The organism is Pyxidicoccus trucidator, from assembly GCF_010894435.1.
In the GTDB taxonomy this organism is placed as follows: domain Bacteria; phylum Myxococcota; class Myxococcia; order Myxococcales; family Myxococcaceae; genus Myxococcus; species Myxococcus trucidator.
Genome location: NZ_JAAIXZ010000002.1, coordinates 149584 through 171642, shown reverse-complemented (window position 1 = coordinate 171642; position 22059 = coordinate 149584). Strand labels below are relative to the sequence as shown.

Genomic DNA, 22059 nt, shown 5'->3' with positions numbered 1-22059 from the left:
GGCCGCGCTGGAGGCCCACCCGCTCGTCCAGCGCGCGCTCGTGGCGGTGCACAAGGAGGCGGGCGGCGAGCCCCGGCTGGTGACGTGGGTCGTCCCCCGGCGCGAGGCGGGCGCCTGGGCGGGGCTGGCGCGCGTGCTCCAGCGCCACCTGGCCGAGCGCCTGCCGTCGCAGATGGTGCCCACCGGGTGGGAGTTCCTTGAACGACTGCCGCTGCTGCCCAGCGGCAAGGTGGACCGCGCCGCCCTGCCCCGGCCCGGCTCCACCCGACTGCTCGAGACGCCCTACCTGGGGCCGCGCAATGCCACGGAGGCACGGCTGGCGGCGCTCTTCTCCGAGGTGCTCGGCGTGCCGGAGGTGGGCGTCGAGGACGACTTCTTCGCGCTCGGAGGCCACTCGCTCGCGGCCACTCGCCTGCTGGCCGGCATCCACGCCACCTGGGGCGCGGAGCTGAAGCTCCGGGCCGTGTTCACCCAGCCGACGGTGGCGCAGCTCGCCGCCACCCTCGCCACGGCGCGCCAGGGCGCCGAGCCCTCCGTCATCCCAGCGCTCCCGCGCGGCGGCCTCCTGCCCCTGTCCTCCGCCCAGGAACGCATGCTCTTCCTGGAGCGGCTCTCCCCCGGCATGGCGCTGCACCATGTGCCCGTGGTCTTCCGCCTCTCGGGGCCGCTCGACGTGGCCGCCCTGCGCGCGTCGCTGGACCGGCTCTTCGCGAGGCACGAAGGCCTGCGCCTGCGCCTCCAGGACGGCGCGGAGCGCGCTCGGGCGGCCTTCCTTCCTCCGGGCCCCTTCCCGCTGGAAGAGGAGGACCTGTCCCACGGGGCGGAGGCGGACCACGCCTCGCGGCTGGACACCTCGCTCCGCGAGCTGCTGCGCCGTCCCATGCCGCTGGAGCACGGGCCGCTCATCCACGGCAGCCTGTTCCGGCTGGGCGCGCGGGAGCACGTGCTCGCGCTGGTGGTCCACCACCTCGTGGTGGACCGCTGGTCCACCGAGGTGCTCTGGTCCGAGCTGCGCACGCTCTACTCGGCGCTGCGCGCGGGTTCCGAGGCGGCGCTGCCGCCGCTGCCCATCCAGTACGCCGATTGGGCCGCCTGGCAGCGGCAGCGGAGCGAGTCGGGCGCGCTGGCCCCTGACCTCGACTGGTGGGCGTCCACGCTGGCGGAGCTGCCGGACGGGCTCTGGCTGGGAGGCGCGCGGCGGCAGCAGCGCGACGCGCTTCACCGGGGCGGGCGCCACGAGGCGCGCCTGCCGCCACAGGTGCTCCAGGCCGTGCGCGCGCTGGCCGAGCGCAGCGGCACCAGCGTCTTCGTGACGCTGCTGGCCGCGTTCCAGTTGCTGCTGCGCCGCTACTCAGAGCAGGACGACATCGTCGTCGGCACGCCCGTGGCCAACCGCGGCCAACCGCAGGTGGCGGGCGTGGCCGGCCTGTTCGTCAACACCGTGGTGGTGCGCACGCGCTTCGAGCCGGCGCTGAGCTTCCACGCGGTGCTCGCGCGGGTGCGCGAGGCGGCGCTGGGGGCGCTGGAGCACCAGGAGGCGCCCTTCGACAAGGTGGTGGAGCGGCTCGGCAGGCGCAAGGGCCTGGAGCGCGCCCCCTTCTTCCAGGTGATGTTCGTCCACCAGGAGCGGTGGCGCGGCCCGCTCGACCTGGACGGGGTGCGGTGCGAGCCGCTGTCCGTGCCGACGGGGCTGTCCACGTTCGACCTCACGCTCATCGCCGAGGAGCAGGCCGAGGGCCTCGCGCTGGAGCTCGAGTACGCGGCGGACCTGTTCGCGCCGCCCTTCATCGCACGCCTGGCCGAGCACTTCTCGCACCTGCTGGTGGAGCTGCTGGCCCGTCCCGACGCCCCGGTGGACACCCTGCCGCTGGCCCCGCCCGCGGGGCTGGAGCAGGCACGCGCCGCGGGCCGTGGGCCCACGGTGCCACGGGCCACCGGAGATGCCGCGCACCGCCGCTTCAGCGCGCAGGTGGCCCGGACGCCCGAGGCCATCGCCCTGGTGGACGGGGAGCGCTCGTACTCCTACCGTCAGCTCGAGGCCTGGTCCCACCGCATCGCGAACGCGCTGCTGCGGCGGGGCGTGCGCCCCGGCATGCGCGTCGCCCTGTGCATGGAGCGCTCGGCCGCCTACGTGGCCGCCCTGCTGGGGTGCCTCAAGGCCGGAGCGGCCTGGGTGCCCATGAATCCGGCGGATCCGCTGGCGCGGCTCCAGGCGCTGCTCGAGGATGCGCGGCCGGCGGCGGCCGTCGTGGCGCGAGCGCCGCGCGGCCTCTTCGACTCGCTGGGAGAGCAGGTGCTGGAGCTGGGCGGCGAGGTGGATGCGCTCGCCGGAGAGCCGGAGACGCCGCCGCCGGACGTGGTGACGCCGCACCACCCCGCCTACGTCATCTACACCTCCGGCTCCACCGGCACGCCCAAGGGCGTCGTCGTGCCGCACCGCGCGCTGCTCAACCACCTCGCGGCCACCTGCGAGCTGTTCGGGCTGGCGCCCGGTGACCGCGTGCTGCAGTTCGCGGCGCTGACGTTCGACGCGGCCGTAGAGGAAATCCTCCCCACGCTGGCCTCCGGCGCGACGCTGGTGCTGCGGACCGAGGCGATGCTGGACTCCGCGCCCGCCTTCCTGCGCGCGTGCGACGCGCTGGGCATCTCCGTGCTGGACCTGCCCACCGGGTGGTGGCACCACCTGGTGGCGAGGCGCGAGGAGGAGGACCTGCCGCTGCCGGCCGCGCTGCGCCTGGTCGTCATCGGCGGGGAGCGCGCACTCCCCGGCCGGGTGGCGGCATGGCGGCACCAGACCGCCTCACGCCCCTCCGCGCCGCGGCTGCTCAACACCTACGGCCCGACGGAGGCCGCCATCGTCGCCCTCCAGTGCGAGCTGTCCGGGGCCGAGGGCGACGAGGCCCCCATCGGCGTGCCCCTCCCCAACGTGGAAGCCCTGGTGCTGGACGCGCGGCTGCAGCCCGTCCCCTGGGGCATGCCGGGCGAGCTGTGCCTGGGCGGGGCATGCCTGGCGGATGGCTACCTCGGACGAGGCGCCCTCACCGCCGAGCGCTTCGTGCCCCACCCCTTCTCGCGCGTCCCCGGCGAGCGGCTGTACCGGACCGGGGACAAGGTGCGCTGGCGCGAGGATGGCCGGCTGGAGTTCCTCGGGCGCCTGGATGAGCAGGTCAAGGTCCGGGGCTTCCGCGTCGAGCCCGCCGAGGCGGCGGACGCGCTGACCTCGCATCCCTCCGTGGCCGACGCGGTAGTCGCGGCGGAAGCGCCGGAGGGCGGCGCGGTGCGCCTGGTCGCCTGGGTCGCCGCGCGGCCCGGGACGTCGCTGGACGTGGTGGAGCTCCAGCGACACCTGAGGGACCGGCTGCCGGACTACCTGGTGCCCTCCCTCTTCGTCCCCGTCGAGCGCATCCCCCGGCTGTCCAGTGGCAAGCCGGACCGGCGCGCGCTCCCGCCCTCCTCGCAGGCCGCGCAGGTGGCGGGCCCGAGCTTCGAGCCGCCGCGCACGCCGCTCGAGGCGGAGCTGTGCGCACTGTGGGGCGAGCTGCTGGGGCAGCCGCAAGTCGGCGTGCACGACGACTTCTTCGAGGCCGGCGGCCACTCGCTGAGCGCGGTGGAGCTCGTCTGGCGCATCCAGGCGCGCTACGGCGTGGAGGTGTCGCTGCGCGCGCTGTTCCAGACGCCGACCGTCGAGGGCCTGGCCCGCCTCCTCGAAGAGGCAGGCCCCCGGGCCACTCCGTCAGTCCTGGCCCCCGTGGCCGGGCCCCGGAGGACGTCGGCGCCGCTGTCCACCATCCAGGAGGGCATCTGGCTCCAGGAGCAGCTCGCTCCCGGCCTCTACAACGTTCCCATCGCCCTGCGGCTGCGGGGCGCGCTGGAAGTGCCCGCGCTCGAGCAGGCGCTGGCGGAGCTGGTGCGGCGCCACGCCATGCTGCGCGTGAGGCCGCGGGCCGGCGCGGACGGCGTCGAGCAGGTGCTCGACGCCGACTTCACGCCCGTGCTGACGCGGCGGGAGCTGCAGGGGCCGCACGCCCTGGGGCCCTATCTGGAGGAAGCCGCCGCGCGGCCCCTGCTCGCCGAGAACGCGCCGCTGTTCGCCGTGGAGCTGCTGAGGCTGGACGCGGAAGAGCACGTGCTGCTGCTGCGGATGCACCACCTGGTGGTGGATGGGTGGTCCGTCGGGCTGCTGCTGCGCGAGCTGGACGTGCTCTACACGGCCCGCCTCGCGGGGCGCGCCCCGGAGCTCGCACCGGTGTCTTTCGACTTCCTGGAGCGGGCCTTCCAAGAGCGCAGCCGCCCGCCGGAGGCGCGCACGCTCGCGTTCTGGAAGCAGCGGCTGGAGGCGGTGCCGCCCGTGGGCCCGCTTCCAGCGGACCGCGCCCCGGCCGGCCGCCGCGAAGCGCGCGCGCGGACGGACGTCACCCTCCACCTGCCCGCGCGGCGGGTGGCGGCGCTGAGGGCGCTCGGCCGGCAGCGCGGGACGACGCTCTTCACCACCCTGGTGGCCGCGCTGGAGGTCTGGCTCGCGCGCCACACCGGGGAGCAGGACCTCGTCGTCGGCGTGCCAGTCCTTGGACGGGATGACGCCGGCACCCGCCTGCTCGTCGCGCCCCTGGCGGACGCGCTGCCGCTGCGCGTGCGCCTGCCGCCCGGGGCCTGCTTCAACGACGTGCTGGCGCTGGTGCGGGACGCGGTACTGGAGGGCTGGGAGCACCGCGGCCTCACCTTCCCGCAGCTCGTCAAGCACCTGGCCCCGCCGCGACTGCCCGGCGTCCACCCGTTCTTCCAGGTGATGTTCGACCTGGAGGAGACGCAGGGGGACGTGCCCGCCTCGCTGGGGCCGCTGGCGCTCGAAGAGGTGCGGGCCGCGCCGCCGCTGGCCAAGTTCGACCTGGCCGTGTCCGCGCGCGTCCTCGCGGAAGGCGCGGCGCTGGAGCTGCAGTTCGCCGCCGACCTCTTCGAGCGCGCCACGGCCCACCGGCTGGCGGCCCGCCTGGAGCGGCTGCTGGAGTCCCTCTGCGAGGAGACGGAGCGGCCCCTGCGGTTGCTGCCCCTGCTGCCCGCCGGTGAGCGCCGCTTCGTGGTGGAGGACACCAACGACACGCAGGTGCGCTGGTCTCAGCCGGTGGACCTGCCGGCCCTCTTCGCCGCGCAGGCCCGGCGCACGCCGGACGCCCCCGCCGTCACCTCGGTGGCCGGCGCGCGCACCTACGCCCAGGTGCGGCGCCACGCCGCGCGCGTGGCCGCGGCCCTGCGCCGCCACGGCGTCGGTGCCGAGCAGCCCGTCGCGCTCTACCTGGACCGCGACCTGGAGCTGCCCTCCACCATCCTCGGCATCTGGCAGGCCGGGGGCGTCTACGTCCCCCTGGACCCGATGCAGCCGCCCGCGCGCCTCCAGCGCATCCTCGACGAGTGCGGAGCGCGGGTGCTGGTGACCCGGGCCGCGAGCGCCGGCGCGCTGGGCGGCACGGGGCGCCTGGTGCTGACGCTGGAGGAGCTGGAGACGGCGGCCGCTGACGCCGGGGAGGCCCCCGCGGTGGAGCTCTTCCCCGAGCAGGCCGCCTACGTCTTCTTCACCTCCGGCTCCACCGGGCAGCCGAAGGGCATCGTCGGCACCCACCAGGGCATCGCCAACCGGGTGCTCTGGTCGCTGGGCGTACATCCGGTGGGCCCTGGCGAGGCCCTGCTGCAGCTGGCCTCCATCGGCTTCGACATCGCGCTGTGGGAGATGTTCGGCCCCCTCGTCGCCGGAGGCCGGCTGGTCGTCGGCGAGCCCGGGATGCAGCGCAGCCTGGACCGCATCGCCGAGCTCATCGCCAGCGAGCACGTCACCACCATCCACTTCGTGCCCTCGTTGCTGGACCTGTTCCTCGAGTCCCCCGAGGCGGCGCGGGCGCTGACGGTGCGCCAGGTCATCTGCGGCGGCGAGCGGCTGGCGCCAGAGCTGCTGCAGCGCTTCCTGGCCGCATCGACCGCGAAGCTGCACCATGCCTATGGCCCCACGGAGGCCGCCATCAGCGTGGCCCACTGGGACTGCCGCAGCCCGGGCGCGCCGGCGGGCGTGGTGCCGCTGGGCCGGCCCATCGCGAACGCCCGGCTGTACGTGCTGGACGAGGCGCTGGAGCCCGTCGGCGTCGGCGTGCCCGGCGAGGCGTGGATTGGCGGCGGACTGGCGCTGGCGCGGGGCTACCTGGGTGCGCCGGCGGCCACCGCCGAGCGCTTCCTGCCGGACCCTCACGCCGCGGAGCCGGGCGCGCGGATGTACCGCACGGGGGACCGCGTGCGCCGGCTGGCGGACGGGACGCTCGAGTTCCTCGGCCGCCTGGACGCACAGCTGAAGATTCGCGGCGTGCGCGTGGAGCCGGCGGAGGTGGAGGCGGCGCTGCGCGAGCACCCGGAGGTGCGGCAGGCGGCCATCGTGGTCGAGCAGGCACCGGGCGGCGCGCCCGGGCTGCGCGCCTGCGTGGTGCCGGTGGACCGGGCCGCGCGCACGGGGGAGGCGTGGCGGCTGGAGCTGCGCGGCCACCTGGCCACGCGGCTGCCGGACGCCATGGTGCCGCGCACCTTCGTCTTGCTGGACGCGCTGCCCATCACCGCCAACGGGAAGCTCGACCTGGCGGCGCTGCGGCAGGCCCAGGCCGTCACGGCGGAGTCGGAGTCCACGGCTGGCACGGCGCGGCCCCGCACCGAGGCGGAGCAGCTGCTCGCCTCCATCTGGGCGGAGCTGCTGTCGCGCGACGCCGTGGGCATCCACGACGACTTCTTCCAGCTCGGCGGCGACTCGATTGCCATCATCCGCATGCTCTCCCGGGCGCGCGCGCGCGGGCTGCAGCTGGAGGTCCGGCAGGTCTTCGCCACGCCGACGGTGGCCGCGCTCGCGGCGGCGGCCACGCAGGTGGGACCCGCGCACGCGTCGCCCTCGCGGGACGGCGACGCGCACGTGCCGCTGACGCCCGTGCAGGCCCGCTTCTTCGCGCTCGCCCCCGTCCAGCCGCACCACGCGAACCAGGCGCTGCTGCTGTCGCTGGCGCCGTCCATCGCTCCCGGCGTGGTGCGTGCGGCGCTTGAGGCGCTGGCGGCCCGCCACGAGGGGCTCCGGCTGCGCTTCCGCTCCCTGGGCAATGGCCGCTGGGAGCAGCGCTGCGAGCCCGAGGCCCGGGCCGCCTCGAGCGTGCGCCTGGAGACGGTGCCGGCCGGGGCGGAGGGCCCGGCGGCGCGGCGCGAGGCCTTCACCGCGCGCGCGGCAGGGCTCCAGGCGGAGCTGGACCTGGAGCGGGGGCCGGTGCTCGCGGCGCTCCTGGAGGAGGGCCCGGAGCCCGCGCTGCTGCTGGTGGCCCACCACCTGGTGATTGACCACGCCTCCTGGTTCGTCCTGCTGGGGGAGCTGGAGGCGGCGTGCGAACAGCTCGAGCGCGGGGAGGCCCTGCTGCTACCGCTGCCCGCCATGGGCTATGCCCGCTGGGCGACGGCGCTCCATGCGCGCGCCAACGCCTCCGCGCTGGACGAGGAGCTGGAGGCCTGGCTGCGCGTGTTGCCGGCCCCGCCGCCCCTGCTGCCCCTGGACTTCCCGGAGGCCGCGGACACCGAGGGCACGGCCGCCATGGTGGCCGTGGAGCTGGATGCCGCGCGGACGGCGCGGCTGCTGGAGGGGGCGCGCGCCCACCGCCTTCAGGTGGACGAGGTGCTGCTGGCCGCGGTGGCGCTCGCCGTGGGCGAGGTGCTGGGGATGCCTCGCGTTCTGGTGGACCGCGAGCTGCATGGCCGTGACGCGCTGGAAGGGCTGGACGTCTTCCAGACGGTGGGCTGGTTCACCACGGTGCATCCGGTGCTGCTGACGCCCGGAGCCTCGGGGGACCTGGGGGCCGTGCTCCGGGCAGTGAAGGAGCAGCTGCGCTGGGTGCCGGACCGGGGCCGTGGCTTCGGCCTGCTGCGCTACCTGCGCGAGGGCGACGCGCGCGTGGCCGCGCTCGCGGCGCGCGACGCCGCCGCCATCGGCTTCAACTACCTGGGACGGATGGATGGCGGGCCGGAGCGGGGGCGCCTGACCCACGCGGGCGCGGCGCCCGGGCCGAGCGTGGCCGCCGCCAACCCGCGGGCCCACGCCCTGGAGGTGTCGGCCTGGCTGCGGGCCGGGGTGCTGCGGGTGGAGTGGGAGTACGGCCCCCGGCACCGCCCGGAGACGGCGGGCCGGCTGGCGGAGGCCTTCGGCGCGCGGCTGGAGGCCCTCGCCCACCAGCTGCAGCGGCCGGACGCCGTCGGCTACACGCCCTCGGACTTCCCGCTGGCGCGGCTCGACGCGCGAAGGCTGGAGGCCGCCCTGGGGCGCCGGCGCGACGTGGTGGCCGTCTACCCCCTCACGCCGCTCCAGTCCGGCATGCTGCTCTCGCAGCTCGTGTCCGCCGAGCAGCGCAGCTACTTCACCCAGCTCGTCTTCGAGCTGGAGGGACCCGTGGACGAGCGGGCGCTGCGGGAGGCGTGGGACGCCGTGGGCGCACACTACGAGGCCTTCCGCACCGGCTTCCTCTGGGAGGCGCTCGACGAGCCCCACCAGTTCGTCCGCGCCTCGGTGCCCCTGCGCTGGGAGCGGCGCGACCTGGCGGGGCTGGACGAGCCCGCCGCCCGCGACGCGCTGGAGGCGCTGCTGCGGGAGGACCGGAAGGAGGGCTTCCGCCTGGACGAGCCCTCGCTGTCCCGCGTCCACCTGCTGGCGCGCTCGCCCTCGCGGCGCTGGATGGTCTGGTCCCACCACCACATCGTGTTCGACGGCTGGAGCCTGCCCCAGGTCCTCGCGGCGCTGGCCCGCGCCTACGCCCAGCGCCTGCGCGGCGAGCCCGTGGCGCTCCCGCCCGCGCCGCCCTTCTCCGAGTACGTCCGCTGGCTGCAGGGGCGGGACGTCCAGGCCCGGGAGCGGTTCTGGCGGGAGCTGCTCGCCGGGATGCCGGCGCCCACCCCGCTGGTCCGCCTGGCCCCTGGCGCGCCCCGGGGGCCGCACCGCGCGCTCGAGCTGGCGCTGCCTCCAGGCGACACCTCGGCCCTGCGCACGGCCGCCGAGCGCCTGCGGCTGACACTGCACTCCGTGGTGCTGGGCACCTGGGCCCTGCTGCTACGCCAATACACGCGGCGCAGCGACCTTGTACTGGGAGTGGTGATGTCGGCGCGCCCTCCGGCGGTGCCCGACATCGAGCGGATGGTGGGGCTGTGCCTCAACACGCTGCCCCTGCGCCTGCAGCCCTCTCCCGACCGCGACCTGACGTCGTTCTTCTCCGACGTCCAGGAGCGGATGAGCCGGATGCAGGAGCATGTGGATACCCCACTGAGCTCCATCCAGGCCTGGGCCGGGCGTGCCTCGGGAGAGCAGCTCTTCGACCACATCGTCGTATTCGAGAGCTATCCAGGGGAGCGTGAGGGTGACTGGGTGGGGACCGGTGTGCAGGTGAGGACGCTCAAGGCGCTCGAATCCACGGAGTATCCCCTTGTCGTCACCGTGTTGCCGGGCGATAGCCTCACCTTCGATTTGACCTATTCGGCCGCGGTGGACGCCGCGGCCGTCGAACGTATCGCGCGGGACTTTGTCAGGCTCCTCACCAAGGTGGGTGAGGGGCTGAATCGCTAGCCAAGTGGTGAGGGTCGCGTAATGAGGATCGAAGAGCTGGACCTGCTTGGGGGAGATGAGCGCCGTCGTGTGCTCGTGGACTGGAACGCCACGGAGAAGGCCTTCCGGCACGATGCCTGTGTTCATGAGCTCTTCGAGGAGCAGGCGCGGTCGGCGCCGGAGCGCTGCGCCGTCGAGGCTGACGAGGGCTCGCTGACGTACGGGGAGCTCAACGCCCGGGCGGACGCGCTGGCCACGTTGCTCATGGAGGCGGGGACCCGGCCGGGAGCGCTGGTGGCCATTGCCCTGCCGCCCGGGCTGGGCCGCATCATCAGCGTGCTGGGAGTGCTGAAGGCGGGTGCCGCCTGGGTGCCGTTGGATCCGGGGCTGCCGCTGGAGCGGCTGCGCTTCATCCTCGAGGACACGCGGGCGCCGCTGGCGCTCGTCACCGCGTCGCTCGCGTCCCGGCTGCGCAGCGACGCCACGGCGCTGTGGACCTGGGAGTCCCTGGAGCCGAAGCTGGCCGCGGGGGGCCTGGCGCCGCGCCGGCGGGTGGTGCCCGGGCCGGCCTACGTCATCTACACCTCTGGCTCCACGGGGCGCCCCAAGGGGGCGGTGCTGCTGCACCCCGGCCTCACCAACCGGCTGCACTGGATGCAGCGCCAGTACGCGGTGTCGCCCGACGACCGCATCCTCCACAAGACGTCGTTCGGCTTCGACGTCTCCGTCTGGGAGCTGCTGCTGCCCCTGGTATGCGGCGCGCGCCTGGTGATGGCGCCGGCCGACGCGCAGAAGGACCTCCCCGCGCTGGTGGACCTCGTCCGCTCGCGGCGCGTCACCCTGACGCACTTCGTGCCCTCGGTGCTGGAGGCGTTCCTGGAGACGGAGGGCGTGGAGCGCTGCACGTCGCTGCGCGCCGTCATCGCCAGCGGCGAAGCGCTGCCGGTGTCCGTGGAGCGGCGCTTCTTCGAGAAGCTCGGCTGTGAGCTGCACAACCTGTACGGGCCGACGGAGGCGACCGTCGACGTGACGGCGTGGGCCTGTCAGCGGAACTCCACCTACGCGTCGGTGCCCATCGGCTTTCCCATCGACAACACCCAGGTCTACATCCTCGATGAGTCCCTGGAGCCGGTGCCCCCGGGCGTCGAGGGAGACCTGTACCTGGGCGGCATCCAGCTCGCCGCGGGGTACTGGAACCGGGCGGGGCTGACGGCGGAGCGCTTCGTGCCGCATCCGTTCGGCCGCAACCCGGGCGAGCGGCTGTACCGCACCGGAGACCTGGCGCGCTTCCGGGACGACGGCGCCATCGAGTTCATCGGCCGCCGGGACGACCAGGTGAAGCTGCGTGGCTTCCGCATCGAGCTGGGTGAGATTGCCGCGGTGATGGAGGAGCACGAGGGCGTGCGGCAGGGGGCGGTGGTGGTGCGGCAGGATGTGCCGGGCGTCCAGCGGCTCGTCGGCTACGTGGTCTGGCGTGACGCGGTGTCGGGCCCGGAGGCGACTGCTCGCGAGGAGGCGCTGCGCGAGCGCCTCGCGGTGCGGCTGCCGGAGTACATGGTGCCCTCGGACATCGTCTCGCTCGAGGCGTTTCCGCTCGGGGCGACGGGCAAGCTCGACCGCAAGCAGCTCCCGGCGCCCGAGGCGCTGAAGGGGGAAGGCGACGGCGGAGGGGCACCGAGGACGCCGGCGGAGCTGGTGCTGGCGGAGGTGTGGCGTGAGCTGCTGGGCCGCCAGTCGGTGGGCGTGCAGGAGCACTTCTTCCGCATCGGCGGGGACAGCATCTCCAGCATCCGGATGGTGGCGCGCGCGCGCCAGCGGGGCCTCCAGGTGGAGCTGCGCCAGGTGTTCGAGACGCCCACCATCGCGGGACTGGCCCGCACGGCGACCTTCATCACCTTGGAGGAGGATACCGGCAGCCCCGGTGAGGCGCCGCTGTCCGCGCCGCAGCGGGCGCTGCTCGGCGCGCCGGACGGCGCCGAGCGCCTGGTGCTACGGCTGGCGTCCTCGGTATCCGAGGAGACGCTGCGCAAGGCGTTGAGCGAGCTGGTGGCGCACCACGAGGTACTGCGGCTGCAGCGCGCCTCGGGGGCGAGCACCTGGCGCGCGGAGCCGCCTGCCGCAGCCGGGGTTCCCCTCCGGGTGGTGGACGTGGCGGCGGCCCCGGGCGGCGAGGCGTGGCTCCAGGTGCTGGACGCGGCCACGGCGGAGCTGTCCGCGGCGCTCGCGCCCGAGCGTGGCGCCGTGCTGGAGGCCGCGCTGCTGCGCGGCGCCGCGGGGGAGCGGCGCCTGTTGCTGGTGGCCCACCCGCTCGCCGTGGATGTGGGCTCGTGGCGGGCCCTCGTGGCCGGGCTCGAGGCCGCGGTGGCTCCGGAAGGCGCCGCCGTCCCCGTCCCCGGGGATGCGTACCGCCGCTGGTGCCAGGCGCGTGCGCGCCAGGCGGAGGCTCCGTCGGCCCCCGAGGAGGCTGGCGGAGGGCTGCGGCTGGCCACCGGCCGGGTGCGGCACGTGAGCGAGGTCGACGCCGCGACGACGGAGCTGCTCTTCGGACGCGCTGGCGAGGCGTACCGGACGCGGCCGGAGGAGCTGCTCTTCATCGCGCTCGCCCTCGCCTCGCGCGCCGTGGTGGGGAGCCCCACCCGCGCGCTCGTCGAGGAGGACCTGCGGTCCACCGCGGGCGGTGCGGAGGTGGGAGAGGCGCCCGGGCGCTACTGCCGGTGGGTGCCCGCCTCCCTCGAGGTGGGCTCGCCGGACGACCTGCCCGCGAGCATCAAGTCGCTCAAGGAGCGGGTGCGCACCGCGGGCCAGACGCCGGCTCCGGTGGGCACCGCGCCGGCCTTCCGCCTGCGGCTGGCGCCGCGGTGGGAGGCGGGACGGCTGTTCTCCGCCGATGCGGGGGCCTTCTCGCTGGTGGGAGGGGCCGGGTCCACGGTCGACCTCGGCTGCCGCCGGACGGAGCAGGGGACGCTGGAGCTGACCTGGCAGGCGGAGGCGTCGCTGGCGGAGGCCGGGGCGCTCGCCCGGCTCGCCTCGGCGTTCGCCGCCTCGCTGGGGCGCGTCGTCGAGCACTGCTCGCGGCCGGATGCCCATGGCCGGACGCCCTCGGACTTCCCGCTGGCCGGGCTGGACCAGGCCGCGCTCGACGCGCTGCTGGAGGGCCGGCCGCGCATCGAGGACATCTATCCGCTGTCGCCCATGCAGAGCGGCCTGCTGTTCCGCAGCCTGTACTGGCCGGGCTCGGACTCCTACTTCAACCAGAACGTGCTGGAGCTCGTCGGGCCGCTCAAGGAAGAGGCCCTGCGCGAGGCCTGGGCGTGCGTGGCCAACCGCTACGGCATCCTGAAGTCCGGCTTCCTCTGGGAGGGCTTCGATGAGCCGCTGCAGTACGTCTGCCGCGAGCCGCGCATCCCCTGGGAGGTCCACGACTGGACGGAGACACCGCCGGAGCAGCAGCCGGCGCGCCTCGACACGCTGATGGCGGAGGACCGGGCGCGCCTGCTCGACCTGGCCGAGGTGCCGCTGCTGCGCCTGCAGCTGGTGCGCCTGTCGCCGGAGCGCCACTACCTGCTGTGGAGCCACCACCACGTGCTGCTGGATGGCTGGTGCCTCGCGCTCATCTGGGGAGACGTCTTCCACTACTACGGCGCGCTGGCGGAGGGACGGCACCTGGAGCTGGCGCCGGTGCGGCCCTACCGTGACTACATCGCCTGGCTGAAGCAGCAGGCCACCACGGGCGCCCCGGAGCGCTTCTGGCGCGAGTACCTGGAGGGCTTCACGGAGCCCACGCGCCTGTCCCCGTACGAGCACCACTTCGAGGCCGCGTTCTACACGCGCGAGGTGCGGCTGACGCGGGCGCAGACGGACGCGCTGCAGGAGCTGGCGCGCTCGCAGGGCGTGACGATGAACACCATCACCCAGGCGGCATGGAGCCTGCTGGTGTCCCTGCACTCGGGGAAGCGTGACGTGGTGTTCGGCGCCTCCATCTCCGGCCGCCCGCCGGAGCTGGCCGGCGTGGAGCACATGGTGGGCCTGTTCATCAACACCGTGCCGCTGCGCGCGAGCCTGCACCCCCACCTGCGCGTCTCCGAGCTGCTGCGGCAGCTCCAGACGCGCATGGCGCGGGCCGTCCAGCATGGCCACGTGCCCCTGGCGCAAATCAAGGCGTGGAGCGAGGCCTCGGGTTCCACGGGGGCCCCGCTGTTCGACAGCCTCATCGCCTTCGAGAACTACCCGGAGGACAACCTGCCCACGGGCCGCATCGCGGGCCTGGAGGTGAAGGACCTGATGGCCATGGAGAAGACGGAGTACCCCATCGGCCTGATTGCCCTGCCCGGGGCGGAGCTGGTGCTGCACCTGAACTACGACACGGGCCACTTCGACCCGCCGGCCATCGAGCGCATCGAGCGCCAGTTCCTGCGGCTCCTGGAGGAGCTGGTCGCGCGGCCGGAGGGCCGGCTGGCGGACATCAGCGCGCTGGACGTGGAGCACGAGGGCCGGTGGCTCCAGGCGTGGAGCCAGCAGGCCGCGCCGGCCCCGAAGGGGCCGGAAACCCTCCACGGGTGGTTCGAGGCCCAGGCACTGCGCACGCCGCGCGCGGTGGCGGTGACGGATGGGACCCGGAGCCTCACGTACGCGGAGCTGGACCGGCGCGCCACGCGGCTCGCGGGTCAGCTGCGGCGGCAGGGGTGCCAGCGCGGCGCGCGCGTGGCGGTCTGCGCCCCCCGCTCGCTGGAGCTGGTGGTGGGCATGCTGGCCACGCTGAAGGCCGGCGGCGCCTACGTGCCCCTCGAGCCGAGCCTGCCGGCCGCGCGCATCGCCCTCATCCTCGAGGACGCGCGCCCGGTGGTGTCGCTCGTCACGGCGGGCACCGCGCAGCTGCTCCCCGCGGCGGGCGGGGCCCGGCTGATGCTGGACGCGGACGCGGTGGACGGCGGCGCCGAAAAGGACGGGTTCGTCCCGGAGCCGCTCTCCGGGCAGGACACGGCCTACGTCATGTATACCTCCGGCACCACGGGCCGGCCCAAGGGCGTGGTGGTGCCGCACGCCGGCATCGTCAACCGCATCACCTGGTCGCTCGGCGTCTACCCGCTCGGCGGTGAGGCCAGCCTGCTGCAGAACGCGGGTATCGGCTTCGACATCTCGGTGTGGGAGATGTTCTTCCCGCTCTTCTCGGGGGGGCGGCTGGTCGTCTTCCCCTCCGAGGGGCCGCTGGACATGGACCGGCTGGTCGCCCGGCTCCAGCAGGAGGCGGTCTCCGTGGTGCACTTCGTGCCCACGCTGCTCGAGCTGTTCCTCTCGAATCCCCAGGCCGCCCGGTGCACGTCGCTGCGGCACGTCGTCTGCGGCGGCGAGGCGCTCCCTCCCGCGCTGCGGGAGCGGTTCCTGGCGCTCGGCCTGTCCGCGACGCTGGACCACGCCTATGGCCCGACGGAGGCGTCCATCAGCGTCACCCACCACCGCTGCGTGGCGGGAGAGCGACAGGACGTGGTGCCGCTGGGCCACCCCATCTCCCATACGCGCGTCTACCTGCTCGACGGGGACCTGCGGCACGTGCCAGTGGGCGTGGACGGAGACCTCTACATCGGCGGCACGCCGCTGGCCCACGGCTACTCCGGGGAGCCCGCGATGTCCGCCGAGCGGTTCATTCCGGATCCGCACGCCGCGGAGCCGGGGGCCCGCATGTACCGGACGGGAGACCGGGCGCGCTTCCTGGACGAGGGGACGCTGGTCTTCCGGGGCCGGCGCGACAGCCAGGTGAAGCTGCGCGGCAACCGCATCGAGCTGGCGGAGATTGACGTGGCGCTGGGCCGCCACCCGCTCGCGCGGCAGGCGGTGACGCTGCTGGTGGAGCGTCCGGAGCCGCACCTGGTGACCTTCGTGGTGCTCACGGAGCCAGCGCGCGACGAGGCGGACGCGGCCGGGCAGCTGGCCTCGCTCCGGCTGCACCTGACCGAGCAGCTTCCCGCGGCGATGGTGCCCCAGGAGCTGGTGCCCCTGGCGGAGCTGCCGCTGACCCACAGCGGCAAGGTGGACCGGCGGGCCCTGCTGTCGCTGCGCCAGGTGGCGGAGTCCGGGGAGCAGCACGCGGGCTACGTGGCGCCGAGGGATGCGCTCGAGCAGAAGGTGGTGCGCGTCTGGGAGGAGGTGCTGGGCGTGCGCGGCATCGGCGTGCGCGACAGCTTCTTCGAGCTGGGCGGCCACTCGCTGCGGATGCTGCGCATGGTGTCGCGCATCCGCCGGGAGGTGCCGGAGCTGGCGTCCATGGAAATCATCCACCTCTTCAAGGCGCCGACCATCGAGGACCTCATCGAGCGCTACGGCCGCCGCCCCGGCAGCGGCTGGGCCAACCCGGTGTTCACCGTCCGGGCCCAGGGGCGCAACGCGCCGCTGTTCCTCGTGCACCCGGGCGAGGGGCTGGCCATTGCCTACGCGTCGCTGGCGCCGTACCTGGTCAACTGGCCCATCCACGCCATCAGCAACCCGCGCTTCGGAGAGCCGGACCGGGCCTGGCGGAGCATCGAGGAGATGGCCGCCGAGTACCTGACCTGGGTGGACAAGAGCCAGCTGTCGGGACCGGTGGTGCTGGGCGGGTGGTCCTTCGGTGGCACCGTGGCGCTGGAGATGGCGCGGCAGCGCACCGCGGCGGGCAAGCCCGTCGAGTGCGTGGTGCTCATCGACAGCCACCACTTCGGGGCCCTGCCCCCGCAGCCGGTGGACACGGCGGCCATCGAGGCGCAGCTCGCCGCGCGCGGCGTGGAGCCGGGCTCGCCTGACGGGCGGGCGCTGGCCTTCGAAATCCTCAACGCGGGCCAGCTGGCCACGCGCCACCGGCCGGCGCCCTACAGCGGGCGCGTGGTGCTGCTCAAGGCCGCGCAGGAGGACGAGGGGGTTTCGCTCGGCGCGCGCAATGGCTGGGAGGAGTCGCTGCTGCCCGGCCTGGAGGTGCGCGTCGTCCCGGGCAACCACCACCGCCTGTTCGAGCGCGACTTCGTGCAGACGACGTCCGACGCGCTGCGCCGGGCCCTGCTGCCGCGGGACGAGAGGTCGGAATGAGCACGCCCGCGGCCATCGACCGGGCCGCCCTCGAGCGGCGGCCTCCGGAGGTCGACTTCGAGCCCTTCGAGCGCAAGCCGTTCGACATCTTCTTCCTGGACGTGGGCGGCCACCGCTTCGTCGGCCACAAGCGCGAGGCGACGCTGCGGACCGGGGGCCCGGAGCCGCTGAAGATGAAGTGCTGCCTCGTGGAGGCCTCGATGCTGCTGGGGCTCTTCGTGCGCGAGCAGCTCACCCAGGAGGGGATTTCCGTCTTCTACCGGCCCATGAGCCTGGAGGAGCGGCAGGCCGTCTTCGCCGCCTTCACGGCGGATGCGCGCAATGACCTCTACTACCCGTACACGCACCTGGTGGCCGGCACGAGGGAGGAGCGGACCGCGCCTCCCGAGTACTGGAAGCCCACGCCGCGGCAGATGCAGCACCTGGACGCCGGCGAGGTGGTCCTGCGCGAGCACACCCTTCGCGTGCTGACCGGGCTCGGCATCACCCGGGGCACCGTCTATGACCCGGCGTGCTCGACGGGGGAGTTCCTCGGCTCGCTCAAGGCGGCCCTGCCGGGCCTGCGCACCGTGGCGCAGGACCTCAGTCCGGAGATGGTGGAGGTAGCGCGAGGCCGGGTGGATGAAATCCACGTGGGCGACGCGTGGGACTCCCCCGTGCCGCCCGGCAGCATGGACGTGGTGTTCTTCCGGCTGCTCAACTTCGATGTGATGACCACGCGGCGGGCCCACGAGCTGCTGCCTCGCGTGGCCAACCGGTGCCGGGACGGCGGGCGGCTCATCGTCTTCGGGCACACGCCCGTCCTGGTCGGCGCGCCCTTCTTCGAGCGCCTGGGGCTGACGGTGGAGCGGTGCAGCGCCAGCGAGGACCACGGCCGCGTCGCCTTCCAGTACTACGTGCTGCGCAAGGAGCGTCCCCTTCCGGTCGTCGGTCCGCTCTGGTCTGATGCGCTCGCCGCCCGGGCGTCCGGGTAGGAAGGGTGGCCGGCATGGGTGGCGGTGGGGAGGAGACGGGAGCGACGCGGCCGCTCGTCGCGCGCTTCCCGGGACTGGCTTCGCTTCCCTTCGCCCCCCTCGCCCACACCCCGACTCCCGTCCAGGCCCTCCACCGGCTTCAAGCCGTGGCGGGACTGGACGTGCCCATCCTGGTGAAGCGGGATGACCTGACGTCCGCCCTCTTCGGGGGCAACAAGGTGCGCAAGCTGGAGCTGCCGCTGGGCCAGGCCCTCGCGGCCGGCGCGACGGCCCTCCTCACCGCGGGCTCCGTCGGCTCCAACCACGTGCTGGCCACGGCCCTCCACGGCCAGCGGCTGGGCCTCAAGGTGGTGGGCCTGGTCCGCCCCCAGGCCGCTTCGACGCAGGTGCGGCGCAACCTGCTGCTGGCCCACCGCCATGGGGCGGAGCTGCTGCCGCTGGAGGCGGACGTCTCCCTGCGCAGCACGGGGGAGACGGTGCGCGCGCACCTGGACGCGCTCCGGAGTGAGGGCCACCGGCCGCGCTTCATCCCCTTCGTCGGCATGGACGAGTCCGGGGCGGTGGGCTACGTCAACGCCGCCTTCGAGCTGGTGGACGCAATCTCCGCGGGCAAGCTCCCACGGCCCGACTCCATCTACGTCGCGGTGGGCTCCTCGGGCACGGCCGTGGGACTGGCCCTGGGGCTCAAGGCGGCAGGACTGCCGGTGCGGGTGGTGGGCGTGCGCGTCGTCGGCGAGGCGGATGCCAGCGAGCAGCGCCTCGCCGAGCTCTTCGCGGCCACCTGCCGGCTGCTGCGCGGCGCGGACCCTTCCTTCCCGGAGCTGTCGCTCTCGCCAGGAGACATCCAGCTCCACCATGGCGCCGTCGGGCGCGGCTATGGCTGGCTCACCCAGGCGGGGCTGGAGACCGCCCGGCGGGTGCATGAGACGGAAGGACTGTGGCTGGACGGCTGCTACACCGCGAAGGCCTTCACCGCGCTCCTGGAGGACGTGCGCGGCGGCGTGGCGGGGCGCCAGCCCCTCTTCTGGCATACCTCCGACGGGCTGGGCTGGGGCTTCCGGCCCGAGAAGGACGAGTGGCGGGCGCTCCCCCCGGCGCTGCATGGCTACTTCCAGGAGGGCGACAGCTGCCAACCGCTGGACGCGTCCTTCGCCAGCCTGGAGCCTCTCCCCGCCGACGCCTGAGGCCGTGCGGACCCGATTCCACCGAGCCCCGCGTCGGCGAGGCGATATTCGCTCCACCCTCTATGAAACCCACGTTTTCGTGCTGCATCATCGGCAGGGGCGAGCTGGCCATCCAGTGCGCGGAGCTCCTGCTCGCCGAGGGGCACCGGCTCCAGGGCCTCATCTCCGAGGACCGCCGCATGGCCGCCTGGGCCGAGCAGCACCACATCCCCCGGGTTCCCACCAGCCGCGACCTCATCCCGGGCTCTCCGCTGGCGGACATCGACTACCTGTTCAGCATCATCACAGGGGAAATCCTCGAGGCCCCGGTGCTCTCGCTGCCGCGGCGGCTGGCCATCAACATCCACAACGGCCCCCTGCCCCGCTACGCCGGCGTCCATGCCACGTCGTGGGCCATCCTGAACGGCGAGCGCGTCTTCGGTGTCACCTGGCATGTGATGACCGAGCGCATCGACGCCGGTGACATCCTGAAGCAGGTCTTGTTCCCCGTGGGGGAGCGGGACACCGCGGAGACGCTGAGCCGCGCGGGCACCCGGGCGGCGGTGGAGTCCTTTCGCGAGCTCATCGCGGAGCTGGCCGCGGGCACCGCCGTGCGGCGCCCGCAGGACCTCACCCAGCGCACCTACTTCGCCTGGAGCCGCTGCCATCCCAGCCTCGGCAGGGTGTCGTGGGAACAGGAGGCGGAGGACATCGACCGCATCGTCCGCGCCCACACGCTGGGCATGGCGCCGAACGCGCTCGGGCTGCCCTGGTGTGTCATCGGGGGCGAGCCCTTCGTGCCGCGAGAGCTCGAGCCCACCGACGTCCGCTCGACGGCCGCGCCGGGCACGCTCCTCCAGGTGGGCGCCGTGCTGCGCATCGCCACGGCCACCCAGGACATGCTGCTGCGCTCGGTGAGCGACTTCGACGGCGGGCCCAGGAGCGCGGCGGCGCTGACCGCCACCTACGGGCTGCGCGAGGGAGACCGGCTGCCCCCGCCCGACGCGGCGAGCTGTCATGCCGTCGAGCACCTGCGGAGCCTGCGGCAGCCCCAAGAGGCATTCTGGCTGCGGGAGCTGGCGGCCGCGCCTCGCACGGAGCTCCCCGCCACCGGGGACGAGGGCCCGGACGTGGCCCAGGCGCTCACCCCACCGCCCACCCTGCCCCGGGAGGCAGAGGCCTCGTGGAGCGCGCCGCTGGAGCAATGCCTGCTCACCGCGCTCCTGGTGGAGCTGGCCCGTGAGGCCGGTGTGTCCACGGTCTGCGTCGGCCTCTCCACCCCGGCGACCCGGGCGGCCGGCGCGGGACTGGAGCGCTTCGTCGCCCGCTTCCTGCCGCTCACGGTGGAGCTGCGCCAGGACCTGCGCTTCCCGGAGGCCGTCCGCGCCGTCCAGGCGCGGGTGGCGCAACTGGAGGCCCATGCCCCCTGCGCCCGGGACCTGCCGCTGCGCTATCCCGCGCGAGGGCTGCTGCTGGCCCGCTCGGTGACGGTCCTCCTCGGGGGCCCGGAGGAGCCGCCGAAGCTCGAGGTGGCCTCCCGCTCGCGAGAAGCCCTGGGGCGGGTGGTCGCCCGCGCGCGGGCACTGCTGTCCGCCGTCGCCTCCGCGCCGGACCTTTCGCTGGCACACCTGGATGGGTCCGGGACGAAGGGCGCCAGCAGGTAGCGACAGGTGGGAAGGCACCCGCCCTGGCCGAGCCCCGGAGCGGGTGTGCTATTGACGCAGCGACCGGCCGGGCCATCATCCGAGAGCGGGAGCGGAACACATGCGGCAGGAGCAACAGCACTTGCAGGTTCTCACTCCAGAGCAGGCCACGTCCTTCCTGGAGCAGGGCTTCGTGGTCGTCCGGGAGGCCTTCCACCGCGACACCGCGGCGCAGTTGCTGCCGCATGTCTGGGCCCGGGTGGAGGAGCACCCCACGGACCGCTCGACGTGGAAGCGCGCCGGCACGCAGATTGAGTCCATCATCCACGACGGGCCCATCGCGGACCTCTTCACGCCCCGCTTCTGCGGCTCGCTGGATGACCTGCTCGGCAGCGGGCGCTGGTGGACGCGGCGCGACGGGATTGGCTGGGTGGTGCTGCGCTTTCCCGACTCCAGCGCCTCCTGGCAGGCCCCCGCCACGGGGTGGCACGTCGACGGCATCCACTTCCACCACCATCTGACGTCGCCCGAGCAGGGGCTCGTGGGCATCGAGATGCTGACCGACATCGAGCCCGGCGGCGGAGGGACGGCCGTGCGCGTCGGCTCTCACAAGGCGGTGGCCCGGCTGCTCCATGAGGCCGAGCCCGAGGGGCTGCCCTACGCCAGGATGCGCGCCATTGCGGAGTCGCTCCAGGACCTGCCCGCCGTGGAGGTGACGGGCCGGGCCGGGGACGTGCTCTGGATGCACCCGTTCATGGTCCACGCGCGCAGCCCCAACACGCGCGACACGGTGCGCATCGCCGCCAACCGCTGTGTCGGGCTCCACGAGCCGATGCGGCTCCAGCCCGAACACGCGGCGAGCGCCTCGCTGGTGGAGAAGGCCATCATCCAGGCGCTCGCCGAGCGCCGCTGAGCGGCGGCGCCGGGCGCGCGAGCTACCAGGGAATCTCCCGGCCGTCATGGGCGAAGAAGCGCCCCGACTCGACGGGCGTCAGCCGGTCGATGACGCCCCTCAGTCCCAGGACGCTCTCACGAGGGGTCAGCGTCGCCGCCGGCCCGCCCAGCCCCGTCTTCACCCAGCCGGGATGCAGGCTGACGACGATGATGCCCCGGGCGGCCAGGTCGATGGCGAGCGTCCGGACGACCATGTTCACCGCGGCCTTGGAGACCCGGTAGCCGTACCGGGTCCCCGTGTCGTTCTCGGTGATGCTGCCCATCTGGCTGCCGATGGAGACCATCGTGCGCTTGTGGCTGCGCGCCACCGGCTCCAGGAAGGCCTGCGCCATCTTCATCGTCGCGAAGGCGTTGACCCGCATGGAGCGCTCCCACGACTCGTACGAAGCGGTGGCCTGCTCCAGCGTGGCGCGCCGCTCGGCCCAGCCCGCATTGTTGACGAGCAGGTCCACGCGCTCCTCCTTCAGGAGCGCGCCGAGTGCGTCGATTTGCGCGGGCTCGCCCACGTCCAGGGCATGGACGTGGACGCTGGCGGGGAACCGCTGCTGCAGCTCCAGCAGCTCCCGGGCGGCCTCGGGAGCGCGGCAGGTGGCCAGCACCCGCCACCCGTCCGACGCATACTGGGTCGCGAACTCCAGCCCGATGCCGCGGTTGCTTCCGGTGATGAGGACTGTGCGCTCGGAAGCCAT

The 22059-nt window shown here is 74.2% G+C and carries 7 protein-coding genes; 6 read left to right on the top strand and 1 reads right to left on the bottom strand.

The features are described 5' to 3' along the window. Positions 1-7 precede the first annotated feature (7 nt). The 6 genes from G4D85_RS07310 to G4D85_RS07285 all read left to right on the top strand — a co-directional run bounded on the left by G4D85_RS07310 (position 8) and on the right by G4D85_RS07285 (position 21329). The gene (locus tag G4D85_RS07310) at positions 8-9607 is read left to right on the top strand and encodes a non-ribosomal peptide synthetase (RefSeq protein WP_275900278.1); all 9600 of its coding nucleotides are present in this window, start codon (positions 8-10) and stop codon (positions 9605-9607) included. Positions 9608-9628: 21 nt separating this feature from the next. Next, positions 9629-16636 carry a non-ribosomal peptide synthetase gene (locus G4D85_RS07305; RefSeq protein WP_164009422.1) on the top strand — a complete coding sequence of 2336 codons (7008 nt, stop codon included), beginning with the start codon at positions 9629-9631 and terminating at the stop codon, positions 16634-16636. Further along, complete coding sequence (locus G4D85_RS07300) at positions 16633-17610, top strand: class I SAM-dependent methyltransferase (RefSeq protein WP_164009415.1); 978 nt, start codon at positions 16633-16635, stop codon at positions 17608-17610. Before G4D85_RS07305 ends, G4D85_RS07300 begins: the two co-directional genes overlap by 4 nt. A gap of 14 nt (positions 17611-17624) precedes the next feature. Beyond that, positions 17625-18794, top strand: coding sequence for a 1-aminocyclopropane-1-carboxylate deaminase/D-cysteine desulfhydrase (locus G4D85_RS07295; RefSeq protein ID WP_164009413.1), 1170 nt, complete (start codon positions 17625-17627; stop codon positions 18792-18794). Between the two features lie 62 nt (positions 18795-18856). Then, the gene (locus tag G4D85_RS07290; RefSeq protein WP_164009410.1) at positions 18857-20437 is read left to right on the top strand and encodes a formyltransferase family protein; all 1581 of its coding nucleotides are present in this window, start codon (positions 18857-18859) and stop codon (positions 20435-20437) included. A 121-nt stretch (positions 20438-20558) separates the two neighbouring features. Then, positions 20559-21329 carry a phytanoyl-CoA dioxygenase family protein gene (locus tag G4D85_RS07285; protein ID WP_164009408.1) on the top strand — a complete coding sequence of 257 codons (771 nt, stop codon included), beginning with the start codon at positions 20559-20561 and terminating at the stop codon, positions 21327-21329. A 22-nt stretch (positions 21330-21351) separates the two neighbouring features. On the opposite strand, the gene G4D85_RS07280 is transcribed toward G4D85_RS07285, so the two are convergent. Beyond that, positions 21352-22059, bottom strand: a complete 708-nt coding sequence (locus G4D85_RS07280) for an SDR family oxidoreductase (RefSeq protein ID WP_164009406.1) — start codon at positions 22057-22059, stop codon at positions 21352-21354.